Source organism: Priestia sp. P5_B4 (genome assembly GCF_056400385.1).
On the sequence record NZ_JBFULJ010000754.1, the window covers coordinates 1 to 1,866 of the forward strand.

3 protein-coding genes are annotated in these 1,866 nt (G+C 37.3%); all 3 read right to left on the minus strand.

The genetic code is table 11. The annotated features are described in order from the left end of the window. Positions 1 to 189 (minus strand): SIS domain-containing protein (locus tag AC1DRF_RS25560; protein WP_477742023.1); only part of this gene is annotated, 189 nt, incomplete at its 3' end. Next, a complete protein-coding gene (gene hxlA, locus AC1DRF_RS25565) occupies positions 189 to 824 on the minus strand; it encodes a 3-hexulose-6-phosphate synthase (protein WP_427076030.1) in 636 nt (211 codons plus the stop codon). The genes hxlA and AC1DRF_RS25560, both read right to left, overlap by 1 nt. A 102-nt stretch (positions 825 to 926) precedes the next feature. Beyond that, positions 927 to 1,866: substrate-binding domain-containing protein (locus AC1DRF_RS25570; protein WP_477742024.1), on the minus strand; the 940-nt coding region annotated here is incomplete at its 5' end.

Sequence of the window (1,866 nt, forward strand, 5' to 3'; positions counted from 1 at the left end):
ATATACTGTCGCACCTAAATGCATGAGTCTCATCGCAAACGATTTGCCCATTAACCCAGAGCGGCCTTCGCCTATAACAAAAATTCGTTTTGCTTGGTAAAGTGAAAACGCTACTTCTTCTATTTGCGGTTCTTTTATGTGATTCATTACGGCCGTAATTTCGTCTAAAATCGTTTGTGCTTTTGTCATTATACGTTCCCCCTGCTCATAAATAAGTTTTGAAATTCAGCAGATGCTTTTGCCACATCCGCACTTTTTGTAATCGCTGATCCAATAATCGCGACGTCCGCCTTCATTTGAAGTAATGATGCTGCTGAGGTTGGATTAATTCCTCCTGCTACTGCTATTTGGGCATCTGAATGAAAATATTGCCGCAAATTTATTTGACTCAGCGATTTTCCTTCTTTTTCTTGCTCGTCTTTGCTGATATGATGGCAAAAAATAGCGCTTCTATAAATACCCACTTGCTTTTGCGAGCTGCTTGACGTGTTTAATAAATCAACCATCATTTTTTTATTCCATTTTTCGCTGACATTTGCGCAAGTATCTATCGTAGGTAAAGGTGATACACCCATGACTGTTGCTATATCTGCACCTGCTTGATAGCACATTGTAAACTCATACTCTGCGTTATCAATCGTTTTGATATCTGCTACAATCGTCTTGTGCGGAAATGCCTGTTTGATTTTATAAATGCTTTCAATTCCATACTCTTTTATAAGAGATGTACCTACTTCAATCCAATCAACAGAGGGTTCTGCCAGCTTGGCAAGGATAATAGCTTCTTCAATTGTGACACGATCTAATGCTAATTGTATCTTCATATTTTTTCTCCTCACTTTCTACTAAACCGGTTTAGTAACTGCGTAAAAAAAACCAATATTTTGATGAGCTAAAAAGAGCACGCCATAGGCGCTCTTTTTAGTTTAATGCGACAAAGTTGTTTCTCGAATAATTAATTCACACTCATACTGGTACTCTTCATAAGCTATCTTTTCTTTTAAAATTTGTTTAATAAGTAAATCTGCTGCTTTTGTTCCCATATCAAAAGCTGGCTGCGAAATCGTCGTAACAGCAGGCGTTGCTACATCTGCGTAAGGAATATTATCATAAACAATTAAAGATAAATCATTTGGGATATTAAATCCGTGTTGTTTAATAAATTTCTGCACTTCAATGAATACTAAATCGTTTCCAGCAAGCAGCGCTGTCGGCGAATTATCTGCTGCAAATAGCTTCTCAAGCGCTTTTTGCATGTCCGCTTTTTTGCAATTGATAATCATGGATTCATTTACAGGCATATTGGCTGATGTTAACGCTTCTTTGTACCCTTCTACACGTTCAATCCGAGGTGTAATAGTTAATGGTTCTGTAATAATCGCTATATGCTTATGTCCAAGCTCGAGGAGATGCAAAATAGCCTGTTTTGTGGCTTCTTGGTTRTTCGCCACTACGGATGGAATTTTTCCTTTTACATCATGAATTTTGCGATCCATAATAACAACCGGATATTCTTCTTTGATCATCTGCTCATAAAGAGAAGTATTGGCTCCCGTTGGAAATAAAATAAGGCCATCTACTTGCTTTGCTTTTAACATATTAATATATTTCTTTTCTTTATCAGGGTCATCATCTGCGTTACAGATGATGGCATGTATATCTTGTGAATGGCAATAGTCTTCAATTGCACGAATGACTTCAGTAGAAAATCTGTGCATAATATTCGCGACAATAATCCCAATCATTGACGTTCGCTTTTGTTTTAAGCTCCTTGCTAGATAATTGGGCTGATAGCCGAGTGTATCAATCGCTTCTTTAATTTTCTTTCGTGTTTCTTCGCCCATATATTCATACCGTTTGTTAATG

Excerpts from the sequence above, each read along its gene's own strand:
- hxlA (WP_427076030.1), bottom strand. The coding sequence starts at position 824 with ATGAAGATACAATTAGCATTAGATCGTGTCACAATTGAAGAAGCTATT.